Here is a 3,447-nt window from a genome sequence, read left to right on the forward strand (position 1 = left end):
CCGCGCGCCTTGCGGCGCCGCAGCCGCCCGTCGCGGGCGAAGGACGCGGCGACCTGTTCCGCGCGCAGGCGCACCGGATCGTCGACGGGCAACTCCCGCAGCCTGCCCACCGCGTGGTGGAAGGCCGCGAGTTCCGCCTCGGTGATCCCGCCCTCGTCAGACATCGGTTCCCGCCCCGGCCGTGCTCCGAAATGGGCCCCGGCCGGATTCGAACCGGCGTGACCGCCCTGAGAAGGCGGCGAGTCTGCCTCTGCTCCACAGGGCCCCCGAACGCAGCCCGGGGATCGGATTCGAACCGATGTGATCGTCTTGCCAAGACGCGCGCCTGCCTCTGCGCTACGCCCGGGTGCGCCCCCGGATCCTAGCCGCACTCCCCCGCGCGGGCCGCGTCGATAAACGCCCCGGTCCCGGTCAGTGCGAGGCGCGTCTGAGCTCCAGGCGCTCCTTCTCCGAGAGGCCGCCCCACACGCCGAAGCGCTCGTCGTTGTCGAGGGCGTACTCCAGGCAGACGGAGCGGATCGGGCACATGCCGCAGATGCGTTTGGCCTCCCGGACGGAGCTGCCGGGCTCGGGGAAGAAGAAGTCCGCCCCGGTCTGCGCGCACAACGCCTCCTGCTGCCAGTCCAGGTCGGGCGAGGTGATCGTGTCGATGTGCATGACCAGGAGCGTGCCGTGCGGTGAAAAACGTTCGATCAACGCGGGATCAACGCCTCGCTCCGAGGCCTCCGGCCACCTAGATGGTGGCGCCGCGCCCGAACCGGCGCACGGCGGCGCGCGGAACCACAGGAAAACACGGAGAACTTCCGCGGTCACCGAGGGTGAACAAAACGGTCGGGCCGACTCACCACGCCACTCCGGCAGCGATTGTCAGTGGGCGGTGCAAGACTCAGCAGTGCAGAGAACGGGCCCCCTCAAGTACGGGACCCTTCAATGAGGAGGGCAAAGATGCTCACCACCCGTTTCGTCAACGGCGCTCCCAACTGGCTGGACGTCGGCTCGCCCGACATCGACAGCGCCATCTCCTTCTACGGCGGTCTCTTCGGCTGGCAGTTCCAGTCGGCGGGACCCGAGGCCGGCGGCTACGGCTTCTTCCAACTGGACGGCAAAACAGTCGCGGGCGGCATGCCACTGCCCCCGGAGCACGACTCGTCCGCGTGGAGCGTGTACTTCCAGAGCCCGGACGCGGAGGCCACGGCCAAGGCGGTGGAGCAGGCGCACGGCGCGGTCCTGTTCCAGCCGATGGACGTGATGGGCGAGGGGCACATGGCGATCCTCAGGGACCCGGCGGGCGCCGCGTTCGGCGTCTGGCAGCCGGGCCGGACCAAGGGGATCGACGTGGCGGGCGAGCCGGGTTCGCTGACCTGGGTGGAGCTGTACACGCCGGACGTCGCCGCGGCTGCCGCGTTCTACCACGCCGCGCTCGGTCTGGAGACCTCGGCCGCCCCCATGCCGGGCGGTGACTACACCTGTCTCAACCCGGCCGGTGCCGGCGAGGACGCGATGTTCGGCGGTGTCGTCCCGCTCGACTTCGATGCGACCGGGGCGGCCTCGGGGGCGTACTGGCTGGCCTACTTCGAGGTCGCCGACGTCGACGCCTCCGTGGCCAAGGCGGTGGAGACCGGCGGCAAGGTCGCGGTGCCCGCCGCCAGCATGGAGGGCGTCGGCCGCATGGCCCAGCTCACCGACCCGCACGGCGCCCGCTTCGCCCTCATCACGAGCGCACCGCCGCAGGGCTGAGGCAGCGCCCGCGGCGGGGACACACCTGGGCCCTGTCCGGCGGATCCTGTCGCAGCCGCGGGCCTACGCGGAGGCGCGGTGGACCAGTGTGGTCGGCAGGATCACGCTGGACGGCGCGCCTCCGATGCCGTCCCTGACCCCGCGGCGGTCGAGGCCGCGCAGCAGCAGGCGGGCCATCAACCGCCCCATCTCCTCTATGTCCTGACGGACCGTCGTGAGCGGCGGCTCGGTCTGCTCGGCGACCGGAAGCATGTCGTCGAAGCCGATCACGGCCACGTCCTCCGGGACCCGCAGCCCCTCGTCGCGCAGCACCTTCATGGCGCCGTAGGCGGTGAGGTCGTTGGCGGCGAACACGGCGTCCACGTCGGGGCAGCGGTCGAGGAGTTCCCGCATCGCGCGCTCACCGCCGCCGGGCGTGAAGTCGCTCTCGACGATCAGCCGGGGGTCGACGTCGACCATGACGTCCCGGAACCCGTCGAGCCGGTCCACCGCGGAGGTCTGGTCGAGCGCGCCGGTGATGTGCGCGATCCGGGTGCGGCCGAGTCCGACGAGATGCCGTACGGCCTCGCGGGCACCGCCCCGGTTGTCGCAGTCGACGTACACGGTGGGCCCGGACGCGCGGGTCCCCTCGCTCCAGCTGGGCCGGCCGCCGAACACCGTGGGGACACCGGCCCGTTGGATCAGTCCGGGCAGCGGGTCGTCGAGGTGGAGGGAGAAGACGAGCGCGCCGTCGACATGCCCGCCGGCGAGATAGCGGCCGACGCGGGCGTGGTCGGCGCGGCCTTCCGTGAGGAGCAGTACGAGTTGGGAGTCGTGGGCGGTCAACTCCTTGCTGATGCCCCGGAGTTGCATGGCGAAGAACGGGTCGGCGAAGACCCGGGTCTCCGGTTCGGCGATCACCACGGCGATGGCGTCGTGCCGCCTCGTCACCAGGCTCCGGGCGGCCTGGTTGGGGACGTAGCCGAGTTCCTCCACGGCCTGCCGGACGCGTTCGACGAGTGATTCCCGCACCCCGTCCCCGCCGTTGACCACCCGGGACACGGTGGCCCGCGACACCCCCGCCCGCGCGGCCACGGCCTCCAGCGTGGGGCGCGGTGCTGTCTCGGTCACTTCTGGACCCCTCCTCGATGCTGCGGATCAGGATAGCCGCGGCCGAACCCGAAGGTGAGAGCGCTCCCAACTCGGCGGAATCCGCTTGCTCACCCCAGCAGATTCACCCGCCGCCCGACCCCGTCCCGCTCCGCCCGCAGGTAAGCCAGCCAGGCGAGCGCGAGGTCCTGCCAGGGCAGCCCGACGGGGGCGTACACGGAGCGGGCGGCGGTGTCGGTGCGGCCGGGGTGGTCGCCGCGCAGTACGTCGCCGAGGGTCGTGTCGATGTCGGTCGGCGCCAACGCGCCTACGGACGCGACCAGTTGGCGGTCGTCGACGACGACGAGCGCCGCGTCGAGCAGGTCCGCGGCGAGTTCCCGCTTGCCGGGTTCATCGGCGCCGAGGCTGGTGAAGTGCTGGCCCGCACGGGTGTCCGCGAGGGACAGAAGCGGGGTGCGGGACCAGGTCGCGAGGAGCACGATGTCGGCGGCCGAGGCGATCTCCGCCGCCGAGCCCAGCACCCGGCCGCCGTGCCGCAGCGCGAAGTCGGTCGCCCGGTCGAAGTCCGTGTCGTGGACGAGGAGTTGACCGTACGGCCGCAGGACGCCCAGCCCCCGCACC

At 72.0% G+C, this 3,447-nt stretch carries 3 protein-coding genes, 2 tRNA genes and 2 pseudogenes; 1 reads left to right on the forward strand and 6 read right to left on the reverse strand.

Annotated features, from left to right (window positions below; all coding sequences use genetic code 11):
- The 4 genes and pseudogenes from R6V09_RS49025 to R6V09_RS49040 all read right to left on the reverse strand — a co-directional run.
- A pseudogene (locus R6V09_RS49025) lies at positions 1-164 on the reverse strand (short-chain dehydrogenase); the annotation flags it as partial.
- A 29-nt stretch (positions 165-193) separates the two neighbouring features.
- A tRNA-Glu gene (locus R6V09_RS49030) sits at positions 194-265 on the reverse strand.
- A 10-nt stretch (positions 266-275) separates the two neighbouring features.
- A tRNA-Ala gene (locus R6V09_RS49035) sits at positions 276-347 on the reverse strand.
- A gap of 64 nt (positions 348-411) precedes the next feature.
- Positions 412-657: a WhiB family transcriptional regulator gene (locus R6V09_RS49040; protein ID WP_200709583.1), complete on the reverse strand. Its 246-nt coding sequence runs from the start codon at positions 655-657 to the stop codon at positions 412-414.
- A 288-nt stretch (positions 658-945) separates the two neighbouring features.
- Here R6V09_RS49040 and R6V09_RS49045 point away from each other — a divergent pair, with 288 nt between their 5' ends.
- Positions 946-1,737 carry a VOC family protein gene (locus tag R6V09_RS49045; protein WP_317887922.1) on the forward strand — a complete coding sequence of 264 codons (792 nt, stop codon included), beginning with the start codon at positions 946-948 and terminating at the stop codon, positions 1,735-1,737.
- A gap of 63 nt (positions 1,738-1,800) precedes the next feature.
- Here the strand turns inward: R6V09_RS49045 and R6V09_RS49050 are convergent, their stop codons facing one another.
- Together R6V09_RS49050 and R6V09_RS49055 are read right to left on the reverse strand one after the other, a co-directional pair.
- Positions 1,801-2,847 (reverse strand): LacI family DNA-binding transcriptional regulator, encoded by a 1,047-nt coding sequence (locus R6V09_RS49050; protein ID WP_317887923.1) that lies wholly within the window; start codon positions 2,845-2,847, stop codon positions 1,801-1,803.
- Positions 2,848-2,936: 89 nt separating this feature from the next.
- A pseudogene (locus tag R6V09_RS49055) lies at positions 2,937-3,447 on the reverse strand (ornithine cyclodeaminase family protein); the annotation flags it as partial.

The sequence above is a fragment of the Streptomyces sp. W16 genome, from assembly GCF_033194735.1.
GTDB lineage: Bacteria > Actinomycetota > Actinomycetes > Streptomycetales > Streptomycetaceae > Streptomyces.